This window comes from Bradyrhizobium sp. CW1 (assembly GCF_023100665.1).
In the GTDB taxonomy this organism is placed as follows: domain Bacteria; phylum Pseudomonadota; class Alphaproteobacteria; order Rhizobiales; family Xanthobacteraceae; genus Bradyrhizobium; species Bradyrhizobium canariense_D.
In genome coordinates, this window is the sequence record NZ_CP064684.1 from 313370 (window position 1) to 331825 (window position 18456).

Below are 18456 nucleotides of genomic sequence, written 5' to 3' on the forward strand. Positions count from 1 at the left end.
TGAACGGCAGTTAAATGGGGTGGAATGAAACAGGAGGGGACGACCTGTGAACTTAGTCGTCGTTTCGAATCGCGTCGCGCGCGGCAAGCCCAATGAGCCCATGACGGGCGGTCTCGCGGCGGCCTTGCTACCCGTTGTGGAACATTCGGGCGCGATCTGGGTGGGTTCCTCGGGCCGTGTGCGTGACGGTCATCAGAAGGAGCCGTTTGCCGAGATCGAAGCACTGGGTTCGGGCGCGATTGCGACGCTGGACCTGCCGGCGGCGCACTATGGCGGCTATTACGAGGGCTTTGCCAATTCGGCGCTGTGGCCGGCGCTGCACTCGCGCAGCGATCTGATCCGCGTCTCGCGCGACGACTATGTCAGCTATCGCGAGGTCAACGCCTTCATGGCGCGCGCCTTGATGCGCTTCCGGAAAGCGCAAACCGCGTTCTGGGTGCAGGATTATCATTTCCTCGCGCTCGGTGCGGAGCTGCGGGATCTCGGCGTCGACGATCCGATCGGCTTCTTCCTCCATACGCCATGGCCTGTCGCCGCGGTGATGCAGGGCGTGCCCAATCATCGTGAGCTGATCACGGCGATGCTGGCCTACGACCTGATCGGCTTCCAGACCAATGACGATTGCCAGAATTTTCTCAGCTATGTCGCGGGCGAACTCGGCCTCGCCGTCGAAGACGGCGTTGCGATCTCGCAGCATGGCCGAACACGCTGCGAGGTGTTTCCGATCGGCATCGACGCCGAGAAGTTCGCGCAATACGCGGCGAAGTCGGCGTCGCATCCGGACGTGTCGCGGCTGCGCCGCAGTCTCAACGGCGAGCGGCTCGCGATCGGCGTCGACCGGCTTGACTATTCCAAGGGCCTCGTCAACCGCATCAGCGCGTTCGATCGGCTCTGGACCGAGCATCCGCACTTTGCGCGCAGCATTTCGCTGCTACAGATCGCAAATCCCTCGCGCGGTGCCATCGAAGCCTATGGCAATTTGCAGAACGAGGTCGCGCGGCTCGTGTCCGACGTCAACGGCCGCCACGGCGAGGCCGACTGGACACCGATCCGCTATCTCAACAAGGGCTTTAGCCAGGCCGTGCTCGCGGGCCTCTATCGCACCGCGCAGATCGGCGTGGTGACCCCGCTGCACGACGGCATGAACCTTGTCGCCAAGGAATACGTCGCTGCGCAAAATCCGGCTGATCCCGGCGTGCTGGTGCTGTCGAAATTCGCCGGCGCGGCCAACGAGCTCGACGCCGCGCTGCTGGTCAATCCGCATGACATCGACGGCATGGCGCGCGCGATCGCGGTCGCGGCGGCGATGCCGCTCACCGAGCGCAAGATGCGCTGGGATGCGATGATGAAGAAGCTGCGCGGCCACACCATCCAGCAATGGTCGGCGGATTTCGTCGCTGAACTGGAGAAGTGCCGGACGGAGAAGGCTGCAGTCGCGCCGCTCGCCAACCAGCCGCCGCAAGCGCTGCGCTGGCTCAAGTCGGCGATCTCAGGCGTGCGGTTGATCTAGTCTTCTTCTCCCCCGTTCTTTACAGCGAGGGCAGGGGCGAAGACGACAGCCTCAATAGCAGTACGACACGCCCTCCAGAATCGCACACTGCCGCTTGTTCGGCGCGTTCGGATCGTCGAGCGGCACCATGCCCTTGCCCTGGCCGACGAACACGCCGGGCCCGACATGCACTGAGCTCTTGTGGCCGATGATGACGCTTTGATGCGGCGTCGCGCTCGAGCGCGTGCCGTCCGGCCAGAGGATGGCATCGCCCGAAAGCATCCCGCGCCGTCCGTCGTCACAGCTGACATCAACCCCGTGCCGGGTGCAGACCTGGGCGGCGGCCGGTCCCGCGAAGGCAGCGGCAAGGGCCCAAATCAGGCTCAGCGCGGCAATGGTGTTGCGGATGGTCATGGTGCCCCCGGACGTGTTTGACGGTCTTGAGTGAATCGTCGCGGCAAACCCGCCGCCGGTTCAGCGGGCGGCCGGTTCCAAGCGTCGCCGTGGCGCCTGATATTGTCTATAAAGTACAATATCTTACGGAAAAATCATCCGATTTCCCCGCGATCCCTTGCAAAATCACCGGCGCCCCTTCAAGAGAGTGCGCTCCGGAGAGATGGCCGAGTGGCTTAAGGCGCACGCTTGGAAAGCGTGTGTGCGGGAAACCGTACCGTGGGTTCGAATCCCACTCTCTCCGCCAGCCTCATCGCAGCCAAGTAATTCTCCGGGGGGACTGGCTGGCAATTGAACCCAAAAGAAACAGCGATTTCTGATCGGAGCTCAAGGCTTCGGATCGGTATAGCTGGCGTATTTTTTCTCCGAAAGGCTCGCTTTTCTCCAAACCTCTGGACTCCGCAGCTTCCGTACGGTTCTCGAAATTCGAACCTTTCGAGGCAACTCATGAAAGTCGATGGAAAGTGGTTCGATCGCTTCTTTCGGATAGGCGAGTGTCCGATTTCACCATCTGATCCCAATCCACGATGTCGAGGTTCGGATCCTCCCGCCCGACCAGACCGTCCGACAGCCTGATCCATCATTCGTAATGACGGGGCATAGGTTTGACTGCTGTTTGCGGCACCAGTTTTTTCAAACCCTTGGTGGTAGAGTTTGTAGCCTTGCCGATCAGTTAGGTACGGCATAGGTACGGTCGCGCGTCGGGCCGGCCGCGCGCGACCATTCGATCGGAAGGAATGGCAATGCTAGGGTTTGGGGCTATCGGCGCGCAGCCGCTTGGGACATCGGCGGTTACCAGACCAGAGCTTTGACCTCAGACATCCTTCAAGAGGTCATTACTGAGTTAGTTGACAAGCGGGGCTTGTTACCTGTGCTGCCCCGGCATCTTCATCATTTCACGGCACTCGGAACCGCCGCACAGATCATCGAATATGACAATGTCCGTCTTTCCCACGCCGAATATTCGAATGATCAACGTGAACTCGCGCAGGCGAAGGAAACTATTTCGGCGCGATTGCTGCGTCGATTGCCTGACCCATTCTTTGATACGGTTCTTGCGGAGTATCAAAATCGAGCCAGTGAGCTTGATGCTTACATATTCTGCATGTGCATGGACAAGGCAGGAGGCCCGGCTCAAGACATCCTGAGTCAATGGCGCGCTTATGGACAAGATGGTCGCGGCGCAGCACTAACATTGGACACAGGGCATCTCTCTCGCATCGTGGCGCATGTCCCCACCATGCGTATCAACCCTGTCATGTATAGCGATACCACGAAGGAAACCTTTGTCGACCTGATATTGGATTCGGGACTGGCATCGTCCAATTCCAACCCAAATGCAGCGGATGCGACCGTGGCTGCCTTGGTCTTTGCAACCCCGTTGATGAAGGCTGCCGGATTCGAGGAAGAACGGGAGTGGCGATTGATCTTCATGCCGCCATTGCTCGATCCCCTTCCTAAGCTTCACTTTCATCCGCGGCGTGATTTTTTGGCGCCTTATTTCGATCTAAGCTACGTTTGGGAAGATCTTCGGCCGCGGCTACTCGCGATACCCGAATTGCAAGCCACTCTACCCAGCCCGCAACGCTCGATCACGGTTCCTCCGTTGCTTCCTATTGAAGGGATCATGGTTGGCCCGTCCGGCCACCAGGACCTGAACGTGAGAGCGCTTGGTAAGCTGCTGACTCAGAACTGGAATTGCGATCGAACGCTCAGGGATCCCATATCGAAGCCTCGGGTAAGACTAGAAGCTGGGTTTGCCCATCATGGTTACGAAACTGGGCCTTACATCCCAACGACTGTCGCTCGCCAGCCGGCCCGTCTTACCAATCGTCACGAACAAGAACATACAAGAGTGTAGCAGCCAAGACGAGATAGACGCCCTTCGAGCATGTACGCTAGATCGGGTACAAGTTCGTCTATAGAACTAGTCAGTGGCGGGAGGCGTGCTGGTGTTTGCTCTTCTGAAGGCCATCGTGTTTGTAATTGTGGGCTACGCCAAGCCTAACCAAAGAAGCGGAACACCGCGCGTTAGTCGGTTGGCTCACGATGTTTTCCGATGGTGCGCAAACCTCAGAAGTCAATATGGAGTCGATACCATATGAGCTCGGATGATCTAACAGCGTGGCCCCACGTTGGCCTGGAACGTCATGTCGAATATTCCAGTAGGTTTTTCCATCTCAACGTGAATCTCGGAAGCGCGGAAGCTTGCTCTAATTACTTTAGCGGATGGATAGCCCGTTACCGGAATTTGATGTTGACGTGGCAATCGGAGGATATCGCAATTTGGTGCGTGCGCTTGCGGCGATCGTTAAAGGCTGCCTTCACGGCAGCTCACTACGCCACGTCGGCGCAACATGCCCGGACAGCGGGCCTGCAGGAATCCTACTATTTTCTGTCGTACTACGCGGCGTTTCACGGCATGTGGTCGGTTCTTTTTCTTCATCCCGCCGAACATGCGGAAAAGATCGCTGAGGTGACGCATTCCAAATGCTTAAACGTATTCTCAAGCGAGTTCGCGAGCGGCAAGAAACCCATTATCGCTTACGATGTAAGAAAAATCGTGGAAGACCTCAAATTCATGCGGGAGTATTATTCGTACAATATGCCGATGAACTATCCGTTCGCGGAAGCCGGCGATCTGGCCAGAGCAGCGAACAGCACATCTGGCGTCGTAAAGCAATTTATCCAGCTTTCCAATCTGCACTCGCACATGATTCAGATAGCATCCGGTCGTTTGGGTAAATCGTCAACTGACGTTGCGCACGACTTTCGTGCGGAATTCGAGCGAATTTTCAAGGTGATGAACTGTCCACAGCACCCTAGCAGGCCGCCGATGAAGCTTGAGCCTTCGGATGAAAACGCGCTGTCCGAGTTGGTTAGGAGTGGATGTGAGATATGGCCTCACTCGGTCATGTACGAGCACTTCACAGACGAGTACATGACTTATTGGTCTGATCAGCAGGTGAATTCACCCGTGACGAAAGAAGTGTGGTCCTTGGTGTGGCACGCTTTTGAATAGGTTGGAGATTCAACGAAGATCTGAGGGCGCTGTGGTTTTCCAACGCCAAGCGCAAGTAGAGCAAATTGCGTTGTCACGCCCTGTAGCGCCAACCCGGCGACGCGGTATGTGAGCGAGCCAGTTAGGTTTTATCCTATCGAGGGGCGGGAGCGCGTCGGTTTTGTGCAGAAATAGCCGGCGAAATTCCATAGCCATGGATAAGCGAATCGCGGTCTCACGGCTTTTGCGACCGGCTACTGCGGAATGCGTAGCTTGGAGCGCTGTTGGCTCCACGCCGCGGGCAGAGGTTTAAGCAACTCATCAAGTTGAAGCGTGGTGGGTTGGCGTCCAGTCAGGATCGCCTCGATGACGTCTGGCGCGAGCAGGGTTAATCGCAAAATGCGGCTCAGATAAGAATCGTTGACCTTCTCCGCTTTGGCCAGTTCTGCGGACGAGGCGTATTTGCCGCTCTCGATCATTTGGCGCCACCGGTGCGCGCGGACGACTGCCTTGACTAGCGCGCTGTCCACACGTGGGGCGGGCGACCAGGGAGCCGCTCCCGAAGGAGACAGGATCTGCTTGCGACCGGCCCGCTGAAGAAAACTCACCGCAATGCTGACCATCGCGGTGCGCCCATCCTGGCTGATGAGGGCTTTGCTGGCTCGATGGCTGGTCGTCATGCGGCATCCTGCTGGGTGGCGGAATTGCCGGCTAGCTCGCCGATCAGTGATGTCACGCCCGCGATCCGGAGCTTGATATCAACGCGGTCGGGCCGGATATCAACCCGCTCGACGAGGAGTTCAATGATACGAGACTGTTCAGCAGGAAAGAGTTCATTCCAGAGCGGTTCGAAGGCCAGCAGCGAGTTGCGGACGTCAGACTCGGTCAGGCCCTTTATGGATTTGCGAGCGCTGCGCCAAGTCTGGACGATGATTTCGGGGGAGAGAAGGAGAAGGCGGACCTGATCGATCACGATCCTCTCGACCTCAGCGGCGGGAACGCGTGCGACGGGACAATCGCTGGCGCCCTGCTTTAAGACGGCCTGGCTCAGATAATAGCGATAGAGCTTGCCATTCTTACGCGTATGCGTCGGCGACATCGCGACGCCAGTGGGACCGAAGATGATCCCCTTCAGCAGGGCGGGCGTCTGTGTCCTTGTACCAGCAGCTCGTTTGCGAGGGTTTTCCTGAAATTTTGCCTGTACCTTGTCCCAGATCTTGCGATCGATGATGCCGCTGTGCTCACCGGCGTATGAGACGCCCTTGTGCAGGGCCAAACCGACATAGACGGGGTTATTGAGCATCTTATAGAGCATGCCCTTGTCGATCAGCTTGCCGTATTTGTTGCGGATGTTTTCTGCGACTAACTGCTGCGCTAACGTGGTGGCCGACCCTACCTTCAGGAAGCGGTCGAAGATCGAGCGCACGAGCTTGGCATCCTTGTCATTGACGATCAGCTTGCGGTCTTTGACCTCGTAGCCCAGCGGAGCCCACCCGCCCATCCACATGCCTCGCTTACGGGATGCGGCGAATTTGTCCCGGATGCGCTCGCCAATTACCTCGCGCTCGAATTGCGCAAAGGATAGCAGAATGTTTAGCGTCAGACGGCCCATCGACGTGGTGGTATTGAAGGACTGCGTCACTGAAACAAACGTGACCTTGTGCTGATCGAAGACCTCGACCAGCCGGGAAAAATCCATCAGTGAGCGTGACAGCCGATCGATCTTGTAGACTACGACGATGTCGATCTTGCCGGCCTCGATATCCGCGAGCAGTCGCTTCAGCGCAGGCCGGTCCAGGGTGCCACCGGAGAACCCGCCGTCGTCATATCGGTCGGGCACGAGGAGCCAGCCCTCGGCGCGCTGGCTGGACACGTAAGCCTCACAAGAGGCCCGCTGGGCCTCAAGCGAGTTGAACTCCATCTCGAGACCTTCTTCGCTGGACTTGCGGGTGTAGACGGCGCACCGGAGCTTTTGCAGCGGCGCCGGCGTAGCGGGCTGTGGCTTTCTGGTCATGCAGCACCGCGGTGGTTCTTTAGCCCGAAGAACACCCAGCCGTTCCAGCGAACGCCTGTGATCTCCCGGGCAATGGCGGAGAGGGACCTGTAGGGGCGTCCCTGGTACTCAAAATCGTCAGCGCGGACGGTGACCGAATGCCCGATTCCCTGCCACTCCCGGATCAGACGGGTCCCGGCGATCGGCAGGCGTAGACTCCGCCCGCTCGGCCTCTCGCCTGGCTTGCCGTCATATTGCTTTGAAAGCACCCGAAGCCGCTCGACGGTTTCCTTTTTCAGTCCGCCATAGGCCAGTTCTTGAATGCGGTAGGCCAGCCGGCTCTCCAGGAAGCGCCGGTTATAGGGTGGCGGCTCTGTGTCGAACAATGTGCGCCATTTCGCCTTCAGGGCGGACGCGGGCGCATTCTTGAGGGCGGCCAATTGGGCTAGAACGGGATCAGTCATGAAGAGCCTCAGGGGGAGTAGGGAGGACACCACCGCTCTGGTCGGGGGAGAAGTGAAGCGAACTTTCTCCGCAATCGGTGGGTTTTCGACTGGACTTCCGGCCTTCAAGGCGCAAGAGGGCGGTTGCGAGCACCTGGGCAATTTCTACGATGTGGTCTGGGGTTTGGCTGATCATGTTGGTGTCCAACCTGTTCGGCAGAAATCCTAAAATCTAGCGCCAGCATCGCTCGCCGAAGACAAACGGGCTCAGGCGCAAATGGTGGAGGTCCGTCGAGCCACTAACACTGTGCAAAAACGGCGAGCGACCCGGCCACGAAGTGCTCAAAGTGTGAAAATAGACCGAATGATTCGGCCAGCAGATATGACGCACGGACTGCAGAGTCACGGATGGACGCTGGATGAAGCGATCAGGCGGGTGACAAATTCGACCAATGGGCGTCCGGAAATCGTTTCGCTGTTGGCCGCCGGGAAGCTGGTTGCTTACAACTGCGGTGAAACCGGTCGGTGGAGCAGACTGTTGAGTTCCGATTTCGGCGATGACTGGCTTGATGACGAAAAGCGACTTTCGAAAGTTCTCATTTTTCCAATTTTGCATTCACCCGACGTTTGTGCGCTCATCAGCGGCAGTGCATTGAGAGACATCTTTCAGAACTATGTTCTCGACGACCCCGAAGTGCGGCAACTCAGTATTGAGGCCATTCGGGCTGATCCCGACACCGTGCGTGTTCTCGAAGGTAACTGGCAGCCCCGCGGCGCGGCCGAATGGCCCGTGAATGACGGAATTTTGGACGAGAACGATTCTTATGAGTGGACCGAAAGTGAATTAGGCCGGTTGATGAGCCGAGACACTCCGGACGAGGTTCGAAAATTTCGGCATGTGCTGCGACTTCGTTTCGGTACACTGCTCAAGCTGCTTCAAAGTGGAAAATTGCGTGCCCGGGGTGATCCGGTAAGAGGCGACAACCAGGAGATACTGCCAACCATTTGGTCACATCACGATTTCCTGCTCGACGCCAAAGCCGGAGATCTTGTGCAGTGGAATGACGGCTCCGATCCCGTCCACCGAACGAGCAGACTTCTCGGGCGGTGGCGTGCGATTTACTTAGCTCCCACCGTAACCGACCCCGACATCTCAGGCCACATGTCAGACCAGTTCATGGGCCCCTCCGCAGTGGTGACTACGTCCAATACCGCGGTGGTGCCCACGTCCAAGACGACCAGCAGAGATGCTTGCAGGAAATGGCTTATCGAGGAGATGCGTCAGAGCCCCGATCAGAGACCTGCTCCGAAAGAAGCGTATCGGAAGCAAGCCCTTGACAAATGGCGGGGATCACTCAGCAGCCGCATGTTTGATCGAGTTTGGACCGATGCGATCAATCAAGCTCCGGCGGAAAAGTGGTCCTCGCCGGGACGTCCCATTAAATCCCTGCAGCCATAAATCCCCGCACCAATAATTCGTGGCATCTATTTCCAAACTACAATTGCCGTCAGTTTCGTCGCTATCGAAACCGATAGTGGATGATACCGATGCTAGCCGCTCAGAGCCCCATTGATCCCGATGCCCTGATTGCCGAGGTGCAAGCTGCGGATTTTCTAAAAATTTCTATTAGGACGCTGCAGGCGTGGCGTTGCCGAGGCGCGGGACCTGCCTATGTTCGCGTCGGGCGAGCCATTCGATACCGCCGACGCGATCTTCTCGCTTGGATCGAAGTGAACACCGTCACGTCTGCGCGCTGATTCGCGATGAGGTCGCCCGGTCGCCTGTTCGTCTTCGAGACATCTATGGATTGTACGCATGGCTCACGTTTGTTTGCGACTAGATGCGCGCCCGAAATCTGAGGTGTCAATCGGCGTTCAAATTTGACCCCGTATCGGCGTCCAATTTTGACCCCTTCGAGCGGCGGGTTTTGGCGGTAGCGCTCGCACCGTCGGAGCTGGTCGGGGTTGCGGAGACGGTGCGAGCGCGGGTTGCGTGATCGTCGTCGCGGCTTTTGAAGCGCCAGCTGTCGTTGCCGGTCTCGACGATGTCGCAATGGTGGGTCAGGCGATCTAGAAGCGCGGTGGTCATTTTGGCGTCGCCGAAGACGCTGGGCCATTCACCGAACGCGAGATTGGTGGTGACGACGATGGACGTGCGCTCGTAGAGCCGGCTGACGAGGTGGAACAGGAGCTGGCCGCCGGATTGGGCGAACGGTAGATAACCGAGTTCGTCGAGGACGATGAAGTCCATCCGGGTCAAATGCTCGGCAATCCGACCTTGCCGTCCATTGCGGGTCTCGATCTCCAGACGGTTGACGAGGTCGACCACGTTGTAGAAGCGGCCGCGGGCACCGGATCGGATGCAGCTTCTGGCGATTGCGATGGCCATATGTGTTTTGCCGGTGCCGGTACCGCCGATCAGCACGGCGTTACGTTGCTGGGCGATGAAGCCGCCGCCGGCGAGATCATTGACCAGCGTCTGGTTGATGGGTGTGCCTTCGAACTGGAAGTCCTCGAGATCCTTGGCCAGCGGCAGCTTGGCGATGGTGAGCTGGTACTTAATCGAGCGGGCCTGCTTCTCGTTGATCTCGGCGTTGAGCAGGTCGCCGACAATGCGCTGGGGTTCGTGCTGGCGTTTGACAGCGGTCGCCATGATCTCGTCGAAGGCAGCCTTCATGCCGTAGAGTTTGAGCTCGCCCATGAGGTCGAAGAGTTGAGTACGTTCCATCAGATGGTTCTCCTGAGGTTGTCGTAACGGGCACAGTCGGCGATCGGGGCGTGGCGCAATGTCAGTGCGGCCGGGGTGAGAATGTTGGCTGGCGGCGCAGGATCACGCTGGCGGGCCAGGATGTTGAGCACGACATCGGCGGAATGAACGCCGTGAGCGATCGCCTCGGCGCAGGCTGCTTCGACGGCCGGCAAGCCGTCGGTCAGAACCGCGTTGAGGATATCGACCATCTGCCGGTTGCCATCGTCGGCACTGGTAAGCTTACGCCGCACACGTTCGATCGCAGCCGGAAGCACCCAGTCCTTGAAGGGAGCGCCGTTGCGCAAGGCACCGGGTTTGCGAGCCAGTACCGGCACGTAATGCCAGGGATCATAGGTCGTCTCGCCGCGGCCGAACGAGCGAGCATGCTCGGCAACGATGCGTCCGTCCTGACGGATCACAATGCGGTCGGCGTAGGCGTGAACCTCGACAGGCCGCCCGACAGCGTTGGCCGTGACCGAGTATTTATTGTTGTCGAACCGCACCAGACAGGTCGTCGAGACCGATGCCGGCACCGCGTGGAATCCGTCGAACCGGCCGGCATAGGGAACGAGCTTCGGCCGCTCGGCTTCGAACACCTCCCAGACCGTCTGTTCGGCCAGTTCTGGATGCCGGTGCGCCTTGGCGTAGGCGATGCACTTGTCCAGCAGCCACGCGTTCAACTCGTCGAGGGTTTTGAACCGCAGCCGCGGCGTGAAGAAGCGCTCCCGGACAAGCCCAACCTGGTTCTCGACCTGGCCCTTCTCCCAACCCGACGCTGGCGTGCAGGCAACCGGATCGACCAGGTAGTGGCTGCACATCTGCATGAAGCGGCGATTGTAGAGACGCCCTTTGCCGACGAAGATCGTCTCCACCGCCGTCTTCATGTTGTCGTAGATGCCGCGCACGCAGGTGCCCTTGAACAGGGCGAACGCCCGGTCGTGGGCGTCGAACACCATCTCCTGTGTCTCGCGCGGATAGCAACGCACGAACAGCATCCGGCTGTGGCAGAGCCGGACATGGGCGGCCTTCACCATCACCGTCACGCCATTGAGCAGGACGACCTCGTGGCTCCAGTCAAACTGGTAAGCTTCTCCGGGCGCAAAGCTAAGCGGGACGTAGGCAGCGGCCGTGGATTGTCCGCGCTCCTTGCTCCATCGCCTGGCGTAGCGCCGCACGGCGTCGTAACCGCCGTCATAGCCGCGCTCACGCAGCTCCTCGAACATCCGGATCAATGTCAGTTGCTCGCGAGCGGACTTGCCCGCGTTCCCTGACAACAACCCGTCGAGTTCTGCTGCCCATCGTCCCAGCTTCGGCCGCGGCTGGACAACACGCTCGTACTCGAATGAGGTCTCTCCCGATCTCAGCACCTTCCGGACTGTGTTCCGCGACACCTTCAGGTCACGGGCGATCTCCTTGATCGTCTTGCCCTTGATGAAGTGCTCGCGCCGTATCCGGGCGATTGTCTCCACGATCAGCATCCCCGACCACCTGCTTCATGACGAAGCAGGCAGCGCAACAGACCAACCTGTAGGGGGTCAATTTTGGACGCCGATCCCCCGGCTTAGGGGGTCAATATTGCAGGCCGAATGACAAAGACCCGCGAGAAGCTAGCGTCGAGGGTCAGTCATGAGAATGTTTCGGTTGAGACGATGGCAAAGATAAAGCGGTTTTTGAGGCCAAATTTCGAAAGGGTGATTTCCCGGTCAAGCTCAATCAGGGCGACAGAAGAACAAATAGTCTCGCTCACTGAAGAGCAATACGACTATCTCGATGTCGCTGACGTAAATGATCGGGCAGTGGTGACTGGTGCTGCGGGGACTGGAAAAACTTTGTTAGCACTTGAGCACGCCAGAAGAGAATCCCGGGCCGGACGTTCTGTGCTGCTTCTATGCTACAATAAATTGCTCGCCGATTGGATGCAGCAGGAAGTCAGGCGAACCTCAATTGAGAAAGTCGAGTGCAAAACGTACCATGGCTACCTGCATTCGCTAATCAGCAGATCAACCTATGCGGCAGAGTTCGAAAGTCGACAGACAGGTGCGGAGCCGTCCAAAATATTTTCAGAACTTTTCCCGCTCTACGGAGAATTCGCGATTGCGGAACTTGGAATTGAATTTGACTCGTTGATCGTTGACGAAGCACAGGATCTTATTTCGGACGTCAATCTAAAGCTCTTCAGTGTTATTTTGCGTGGGGCGCTTGTTGGCGGCAGATGGTTGATGCTCGGAGATTTTCAACGGCAGGCAATCTATAAAAGCCATTCTGGCCTTGGGGGACAGAAGGAAGCCTTGGCAAGAATATACGACGTGGGAACAAGGTTTGCGATCGTCCCCCTGAGAGTCAATTGCAGAAATACACGACAGATTGGCGAGGAGACTGCCCTTCTCTCTGGTTTCGACTCGCTGCCGTACAGGTTGGCCCACGTTAGTGGGCTTGCCGTCGATTACAGATACTGGAAAAGCCAGGCCGAAGAAACACAGCACCTTGAAGCAGTATTATCAAAGCTGTTAAGCGAAGGCGTAGACCCAGCCGATATCATCGTTCTCTCGCCAAATCGCTTTGAAAACTCGGTGGCCTCCAGATTGAATGGCAGGCTGGCTGTTGAGATTGTTGATATTCGCGATACCAACAAGGCAACTAAACAGCAAATCAAGTTCGCGACCGTCCATGCCTTCAAAGGAATGGAAAGTCCAATCATCGTTCTGTGTGGTTTCTCAGAGGTATCCAGCGAGGAACAGCGGTCCCTGCTGTACGTCGGAATGTCCCGCGCCCGAAGTCATCTTGTTCTTCTGCTTTCTGAGAAAGCAAAGCAGCTTGTGCCTGCCCTCGTTGCGAAGCGCCTTTCGGAGGACTGGAAGCATTGACCCTCAGGAGCGACCTTATTGAGTTTTTGCATCAGGAGCTCGTTGGGCCTCGGCCAGGGCTGCCAATGACACAGTTAAACGGTGAGGAAGTGCTCGCTCCTCAGGATCCACCACGCCTCCGTTACGGTGCTGGCATTCTTTTTCCGTCAGCCCGCCCGTTGGATGATCAGGAAGATGATCTGGAAGCCGTTGAGGCTGGCTCCGTCGTTGACGAGGGAGATGCCGCTAGCGCGCCGGAAGGTGTAACTGGCGAGACAGACACGCGGGCGGATGAGAGAGGCGATGGTCAGACGGAGACCGACCGCGAACTCAACAGAGCCAATGAATTTCTCCCGAGCGCGCTGGGCCTGACAGCTCTGATTGACCTGCCCGCCAATCTCGAAATATTGATCAAAGCTGCCAGATACGACAAAGTGGTGTTTCCGGAAGAGGGCTACAGAAATAGGAAAGGCGAGTGGGTGTCGACGCCATACTGGTTTCGTCGACCAATAGACAAAAGCATTGCAATAAATTGCAGCGAACTGCTCAATGAAAAGTCGTGCGTTATTGAGCGTGACATTGAGACAGGAAGTTCAGTTTCGAAGCTGGCACTTCATATCTATTCCAGGTCGACCAGGGAAATTGAAGTTCGGGGCGAGCGAAGCCGATTTGTTACATTTACCTTGATAAACCGGACTCCGGGAAAGGAGCGTACTCCCGATGAGGAGTGCTTCTTTCAATGTTCAATTGAGGTGAGAAGCGACGATCGTTCTCCCTGTTTCCTGGAGTATCCCGAGAAGAGCGCAGACGGCCTGGAAACCTCGGAAGAGCTCGGTCTAGAACTGCTTTACCGGCATAAAAAGGTATTTGCCGTCGGCCATGGGTGTGCTGCGGAATGGGAGAGTGCAGGCCAAAAATGTAGCGCGGTAAGCTCAAGCGCGTTACCCGTTTATGATATCCCGCCAATTCTCCCTGCTGAAATAGTCGGGCTCGAAATGAATATGCTTCGTCTCAGTGACGAAGCCGGCGAGGAACCAATCAAACTTTGTTCCAGTTTGGCGGACAATTACGAAAGCTGGATCAAAGGACAGAAAACTGAAGCCCTAAAGCCAGGAAGCGTTCCAGCACATCTCAAGGCCGCGGCCGAAGCCAATCTTGAAAACTGCACAATATGTCTCAGGCGCATACGGCGCGGGATCGAGATCCTTAAAGACAATCGGCTTGCGCGAAAAGCATTCTCATTGATGAACAGTGCAATGTTGATGCAGCAGGTTCATTACAGTCTCTCGACCGAAAAAAAGCGAAAGTGGCAGAGAGCGGCGGGGGGGCTGCGCCTTGAGGCCCCGTTCGAGAAGCCGGACTATACAGCGGCAAATCGTGTCTGGAGGCCGTTTCAAATCGCATTTGTTTTGATGTCGATCAGTTCGATAGTTGCTGACAAGGATGAGGATCTTGACGAGCGAAAAATCGTTGACCTGATCTGGTTTCCGACTGGTGGCGGCAAAACAGAAGCCTATCTGGGGCTCTGCGCGTTTACGATATTCTGGCGAAGGCTGCTTGACCCGGACAATACGGGTACAACGGCTTTGATGCGCTACACTCTGCGCCTTCTTACAACCCAGCAATATCAGCGAGCAGCATCGTTGATTTGTGCCTGCGAGAAACTAAGAAGGGAAGCACCGGCTAGTTTAGGTGTTGCACCAATAACGATAGGTCTTTGGGTCGGCGGCAGCGTTACACCAAATTCTGAAAATCAGGCGCAAGCAGACCTCTCAAAGATACTCCGCGGAGACAAGGAGAACCCCTTTCTCATCCTTTCATGTCCCTGGTGCGGGGCACAGATGGGACCGGTCAGGGACGGCACTGTGTTTCGGGCAAAGGGCTATCGCAAGCTCACGAATCCCAATCGTGTTCGCCTTGTATGTGAGGACGGAGATTGCGACTTTAGATCAGGCGATGGCCTTCCGTTGCAGATTGTAGACGAGCACATTTACAAGGAGCCGCCGACTCTCTTGGTCGCGACCGTCGACAAATTCGCGCTGTTGCCGTGGAACCCGGCTGCCAGGGCCATATTCGGCTTGGGAGACAAAAAGGTTGATCCGCCTGATCTCATTATCCAGGATGAGTTGCACCTGATTTCAGGGCCGCTTGGCTCCATGGTGGGTCATTACGAAACAGCGATAGAAGCGCTATCGAGGCGAACCCGGGACGGCCAAATAATTCCGGCAAAGATTGTTGCATCAACCGCGACGATCTCACGATCTGCCGAGCAGATTAAGGCGCTCTACGGTGGGCGCCATAGTTCGCTTTTTCCGCCACAAGGCTTGGTTGCCGGAAATTCGTTTTTCGCCGAGGAGCAGTCCAAACGCGTTGGCCGCACTTACGTGGGGGTTTTCGCTTCGGGACTGCCGTCTCAGACGACTACCGAAGTAAGGGTGCTTTCGACCCTTCTGCAGGCGCCACTTTCGTTTGGGGGCTATCATCCGGCAGATTTAGATCCGTACTGGACTGCGATGGTTTATTTCAACAGCATCCGGGAATTAGGACATGCAGCAACTCTTCTTCGGGCTGACATACCGGAATATCTGAGTGTGATTTGGCGTCGATTGGGCTTTGAATCACGATGGAACGAGGAAGCAGGGAAACGACGAAGATTCATTAATGTGGACATGGAGCTCACAAGCCGCGTCCAGAACAGTGAAATTACGGAATATATGGAGCGGCTGTTTACGAAATATCCCAAGCAGAACGATGCACTTCCGGTAGACGTCTGTCTTGCCACGAATATGATACAGGTTGGGCTCGATGTTCAGCGGCTAAGCCTCATGGCCATCGTTGGTCAGCCGAAAACGACATCCGAATATATTCAGGCGTCCAGCCGCGTCGGAAGATCTGGTGAGGGGCCCGGGTTGGTCGTAACACTGCTGAGTCCTTCCAAGCCTCGGGATAGATCGCATTTTGAGCATTTCCGTGCCTTTCACCAAAGTATCTATCGCTACGTAGAGCCGACCAGCGTTACGCCTTTTGCTGTTCCAGTCACCGAGCGTGCGTTGCATGCACTGGTAGTCATACTTGCTCGTTACTGGGGGAGCGATCAACAGCGCAGCTTTCCCGAAGTACCGTCAAGCGTGCTCGAAAACAGGATACGTGCCGAAATACGGGATCGCGTTTCCCGAGTTGAGCCTGCGGAAGTTGTTCGTGTCGACGCTCTTCTCGATCGCATTTTTGGTGAATGGCGAAAGTTGCCACCAGAGCGATATGGGGGATTCAATTCATCGACGGAGAGCGTCCCGTTCATGTACCCCAGTGGATCCCATCCGAGTGAGAGCTGGGACGATCGCGCATACCAGACGCCGTCATCAATGAGAAATGTTGATGCGAACTGTCAGGCGGCGACGATCAGCGTGTTCCCGAATCTCGCTGCCGACATTGGAGAGAGCGAAAATGCCGAGTGAAGGATTTCGCCCGGTAAGGAGAGCTCAGTTGATCTCGCCGTTTGGAGTGGGAGCAATGGTCGACTTTCCCCGCGATGAGGCGCTTATGACGGCCGGCCTCGATGCGTGGCCATTCGCGAGTGAACCGTGCCCACCGGAGTGGAAGATCGTCGAGGAGCGGTTGCAGCAAAGACTCGGTGTTTCACATTTCAGGTTGCCGCCCGATTATCGGGTAGAAGATGTCGATAACCGATATGTTCGGCAGCAGGTCCCCTACGTAAGATTTCCTCGTTGGCATTTTTGCCCGGCACATGGCTGCGGAACAATGGTCAAGCGCAATCTCCTAGGTGGCGGCGTTTTTCATTGCAGAGATCCCAGGCATTCAGGACTCCCGGAGCGTAAATTGCCGCGTGTCGTTCCTGTCCGATTCGTCGCTGTTTGTCCGAAGGGGCACATCGAAGATTTTCCATTCATGGAATGGGTCCATCGCGATCAGAGGGTCAGCGATCCGGAGCGTCACATTCTTCGTTTCAAGGCCGGTCGTTCGGCTGCTTTGTCCGGTGTGACGATCGAGTGTTCCTGCGGAAGGAGCGAAAACCTTGGGGGGGCCTTCAACTACGATCCTGAAACAGGCGGCGCCCTCCATAGCATTGGATACGACTGCCGTGGCGATCAGCCGTGGCTGGGAATCACTGATGGCCGAGGGCAGAGTTGCAACGGTTTCCTCCGCGCAGTCCAGCGAGGTGGATCAAATGTCTACTTCGCCAATACATTCAGCTCGATCTATTTGCCGCTCTGGGGCGAAAAGACGGATCCTCGCATTGTAAAGGCGCTTGAGGATCCAAGAATCTGGGACCTTTTGAGTAACGGGTTAGATGAGGGGCGCTTTATATCGAGTGAGCGAATAAAGGCCGTGGCTCTGCTCAGGGGCTTGAGCGAAACAGAGTTGAAAGCGGTTGCGCAACGCAAGCTTGACGGCTCAAAAGATGAAGTGGAAGCCAGCGAAGAGGAATACCGACGTGCGGAGTATCGCGCGTTTCAAGCCAAGAGAGGTGGGGAGGGCACAGATCTCTTCGTCGAGGAATTCCCAATTGCTAGCTATCAGGACTGGCTCGCTCCGTTTCTTGAGAGAATCTGTATTGTGAGAAAGCTTCGGGAGACCAGAGCTCTATCTGGATTCTCGCGCCTTCTGCCGCCTGGGGCGGAGGGCGTCGGGGGCGATCTGCAGCCGTTAGCCCTGGGCCGTCACCTTCGATGGCTGCCTGCCATGATTGTCAGGGGAGAGGGCATTTTTCTGGAGTTTCGAAAGGACGCAATCCTGCAATGGATCGAGAACTCAAAGATATCCGTGCGAGTGGGTGGTCTTGAGGAGAAATATAACGCGGGACTTCGCCGTCGGGGACTTCCCCATGTCAGCGTCTCCGCCAAGTTTGTTCTTATACATACCTTCGCCCATCTTCTGATCAGGCAGCTTAGTTACGATTGCGGATATGGAAGTGCATCGCTTCGGGAGCGCATCTACTGTGATCGCGACGACAACGCGGAGCCCATGCAGGGAGTTCTCATCTATACCGCTGCTGGAGATTCAGAAGGAACGCTCGGAGGGTTAGCCCGCGCCGGGGAGCCGGGCAATTTGGAGCCCAGTATACGGCAGGCCATCCGAAGCTCCGGCTGGTGTTCGTCTGACCCCGTCTGTGTCGAAAGTGTCGGCCAGGGAACCGATAACGCAAATCTCGCCTGCTGCCACGGATGCGGCTTGCTACCGGAAACCTCGTGCGAGGAGGGAAATCGCCTCCTTGACAGAGCAACAATTCTGGGCAGACCGGGCGAGCTATCGCTCGGCTTCTATAACGATCTCTTCCAAAGGAGAAAATCCACAACACTCTGATCGTACCAGTTTGCGTTCGATCTGCCCGACCCCGGGAAGCTCAGGATCATCATCGCGATCCGTTCTCGCCTTGCGGAAGGCAGGGACATGTTGATTCAAGGAAGGTAGGCCACTGGCTAATGTGTTCCGTAACAACGCATCTGCGAAGGTGGATAGTCGACTT

13 protein-coding genes, 1 tRNA gene and 1 pseudogene are annotated in these 18456 nt (G+C 56.9%); 9 read left to right on the top strand and 6 right to left on the bottom strand.

The genetic code is table 11. The features are described 5' to 3' along the window. The first annotated feature begins 46 nt into the window (after nt 1-46). The gene (locus IVB54_RS01455; RefSeq protein ID WP_018452860.1) at nt 47-1510 is read left to right on the top strand and encodes a trehalose-6-phosphate synthase; all 1464 of its coding nucleotides are present in this window, start codon (nt 47-49) and stop codon (nt 1508-1510) included. Between the two features lie 51 nt (nt 1511-1561). Here the strand turns inward: IVB54_RS01455 and IVB54_RS01460 are convergent, their stop codons facing one another. Continuing rightward, nucleotides 1562-1903, bottom strand: a complete 342-nt coding sequence (locus tag IVB54_RS01460) for a hypothetical protein (protein ID WP_018452861.1) — start codon at nt 1901-1903, stop codon at nt 1562-1564. Between the two features lie 196 nt (nt 1904-2099). Between IVB54_RS01460 and IVB54_RS01465 the strand changes: the two genes are divergently transcribed. The 3 genes from IVB54_RS01465 to IVB54_RS01475 all read left to right on the top strand — a co-directional run bounded on the left by IVB54_RS01465 (nt 2100) and on the right by IVB54_RS01475 (nt 4964). After that, nucleotides 2100-2189, top strand: a tRNA-Ser gene (locus IVB54_RS01465). Nucleotides 2190-2750: 561 nt separating this feature from the next. Beyond that, nucleotides 2751-3803, top strand: a complete 1053-nt coding sequence (locus IVB54_RS01470) for a DUF2971 domain-containing protein (protein ID WP_247777031.1) — start codon at nt 2751-2753, stop codon at nt 3801-3803. 393 nt (nt 3804-4196) lie between these two features. Next, a complete protein-coding gene (locus tag IVB54_RS01475; RefSeq protein WP_247777032.1) occupies nt 4197-4964 on the top strand; it encodes a hypothetical protein in 768 nt (255 codons plus the stop codon). Between the two features lie 233 nt (nt 4965-5197). Here IVB54_RS01475 and IVB54_RS01480 read toward each other — a convergent pair whose 3' ends face one another. From IVB54_RS01480 to IVB54_RS01490, 3 genes are read right to left on the bottom strand one after another with little or no spacing between them, the layout of a single operon-like run. Next, nucleotides 5198-5623 (bottom strand): hypothetical protein, encoded by a 426-nt coding sequence (locus IVB54_RS01480; protein ID WP_231189657.1) that lies wholly within the window; start codon nt 5621-5623, stop codon nt 5198-5200. Next, complete coding sequence (locus IVB54_RS01485; RefSeq protein WP_247777033.1) at nt 5620-6957, bottom strand: recombinase family protein; 1338 nt, start codon at nt 6955-6957, stop codon at nt 5620-5622. Before IVB54_RS01485 ends, IVB54_RS01480 begins: the two co-directional genes overlap by 4 nt. After that, nucleotides 6954-7400, bottom strand: coding sequence for a DUF2924 domain-containing protein (locus tag IVB54_RS01490; protein WP_247456993.1), 447 nt, complete (start codon nt 7398-7400; stop codon nt 6954-6956). The genes IVB54_RS01485 and IVB54_RS01490 overlap by 4 nt, the downstream gene beginning before the upstream one ends. A gap of 361 nt (nt 7401-7761) precedes the next feature. Between IVB54_RS01490 and IVB54_RS01495 the strand changes: the two genes are divergently transcribed. Further along, entirely contained in the window at nt 7762-8838 is a 1077-nt protein-coding gene (locus IVB54_RS01495) for a hypothetical protein (RefSeq protein WP_247777034.1), read from the top strand. Nucleotides 8839-8927: 89 nt separating this feature from the next. After that, a complete protein-coding gene (locus IVB54_RS01500; protein WP_231189685.1) occupies nt 8928-9137 on the top strand; it encodes a helix-turn-helix domain-containing protein in 210 nt (69 codons plus the stop codon). A 106-nt stretch (nt 9138-9243) separates the two neighbouring features. On the opposite strand, the gene istB is transcribed toward IVB54_RS01500, so the two are convergent. Then, a complete protein-coding gene (istB, locus tag IVB54_RS01505) occupies nt 9244-10107 on the bottom strand; it encodes an IS21-like element helper ATPase IstB (protein ID WP_346658833.1) in 864 nt (287 codons plus the stop codon). An 8-nt stretch (nt 10108-10115) separates the two neighbouring features. Further along, nucleotides 10116-11606: pseudogene (istA, locus tag IVB54_RS01510) on the bottom strand (IS21 family transposase); the annotation flags it as partial. Nucleotides 11607-11714: 108 nt separating this feature from the next. Here istA and IVB54_RS01515 point away from each other — a divergent pair. The 3 genes from IVB54_RS01515 to IVB54_RS01525 all read left to right on the top strand — a co-directional run bounded on the left by IVB54_RS01515 (nt 11715) and on the right by IVB54_RS01525 (nt 18293). Further along, on the top strand, nt 11715-12992 hold the full coding sequence (locus IVB54_RS01515; protein ID WP_247777035.1) for an ATP-binding domain-containing protein: 1278 nt from the start codon (nt 11715-11717) through the stop codon (nt 12990-12992). 65 nt (nt 12993-13057) lie between these two features. Continuing rightward, on the top strand, nt 13058-16426 hold the full coding sequence (locus IVB54_RS01520; protein ID WP_247777036.1) for a helicase-related protein: 3369 nt from the start codon (nt 13058-13060) through the stop codon (nt 16424-16426). Continuing rightward, nucleotides 16416-18293, top strand: coding sequence for a DUF1998 domain-containing protein (locus tag IVB54_RS01525; protein WP_256465317.1), 1878 nt, complete (start codon nt 16416-16418; stop codon nt 18291-18293). The genes IVB54_RS01520 and IVB54_RS01525 overlap by 11 nt, the downstream gene beginning before the upstream one ends. Nucleotides 18294-18456: the final 163 nt, after the last annotated feature.

What these genes read in the sequence shown, in the direction of transcription:
- IVB54_RS01460 (WP_018452861.1), bottom strand. Translation starts at nt 1,903, where the DNA reads ATGACCATCCGCAACACCATTGCCGCGCTGAGCCTGATTTGGGCCCTT.
- IVB54_RS01475 (WP_247777032.1), top strand. Translation starts at nt 4,197, where the DNA reads ATGTTGACGTGGCAATCGGAGGATATCGCAATTTGGTGCGTGCGCTTG.
- IVB54_RS01480 (WP_231189657.1), bottom strand. Translation starts at nt 5,623, where the DNA reads ATGACGACCAGCCATCGAGCCAGCAAAGCCCTCATCAGCCAGGATGGG.
- IVB54_RS01485 (WP_247777033.1), bottom strand. Translation starts at nt 6,957, where the DNA reads ATGACCAGAAAGCCACAGCCCGCTACGCCGGCGCCGCTGCAAAAGCTC.
- IVB54_RS01490 (WP_247456993.1), bottom strand. Translation starts at nt 7,400, where the DNA reads ATGACTGATCCCGTTCTAGCCCAATTGGCCGCCCTCAAGAATGCGCCC.
- IVB54_RS01495 (WP_247777034.1), top strand. Translation starts at nt 7,762, where the DNA reads ATGACGCACGGACTGCAGAGTCACGGATGGACGCTGGATGAAGCGATC.
- IVB54_RS01500 (WP_231189685.1), top strand. Translation starts at nt 8,928, where the DNA reads ATGCTAGCCGCTCAGAGCCCCATTGATCCCGATGCCCTGATTGCCGAG.
- istB (WP_346658833.1), bottom strand. Translation starts at nt 10,107, where the DNA reads ATGGAACGTACTCAACTCTTCGACCTCATGGGCGAGCTCAAACTCTAC.
- IVB54_RS01515 (WP_247777035.1), top strand. Translation starts at nt 11,715, where the DNA reads ATGACAAAGACCCGCGAGAAGCTAGCGTCGAGGGTCAGTCATGAGAAT.
- IVB54_RS01520 (WP_247777036.1), top strand. Translation starts at nt 13,058, where the DNA reads ATGACACAGTTAAACGGTGAGGAAGTGCTCGCTCCTCAGGATCCACCA.
- IVB54_RS01525 (WP_256465317.1), top strand. Translation starts at nt 16,416, where the DNA reads ATGCCGAGTGAAGGATTTCGCCCGGTAAGGAGAGCTCAGTTGATCTCG.